The organism is Gilvimarinus sp. 1_MG-2023, assembly GCF_030548285.1.
The window spans coordinates 1-342 of sequence record NZ_JAUOSC010000470.1 but is presented as its reverse complement, the minus strand read 5'-3'; the positions used below and the strand labels follow the sequence as shown (position 1 = coordinate 342).

Genomic DNA, 342 nt, shown 5'->3' with positions numbered 1-342 from the left:
ACCTCTCTCACACCGAACGCAGCAACATTATTACCGGCACACCACCCAACCATGAGGGTGGCCGACCCAATATGCAGCGTTTACGAACGCCATTACCACGACAGATACAGCACTATGTACTGAACACCGGCAGGGCAACCAATGCATAACGACCACCCAATCCGCCATCTGGTCTGGTTTCGAACCGATCTGCGCGTACATGACAACCCGGCGCTGCACCATGCCATGAGAGCGGCCAGTAACGCCGATGAATCAGCATCCGTACTGGCGCTGTACTTCGTCACACCACGGCAATGGCAACAACACGGCCTCGGGCAACGTAAAATCCGCCTGATACAGAAC

1 protein-coding gene is annotated in these 342 nt (G+C 55.6%); it reads left to right on the top strand.

The annotated features are described in order from the left end of the window. Window positions 1-141: 141 nt before the first annotated feature. A partial coding sequence (locus tag Q4563_RS17680) for a deoxyribodipyrimidine photo-lyase (protein ID WP_303605431.1) occupies window positions 142-342 on the top strand: 201 nt, incomplete at its 3' end.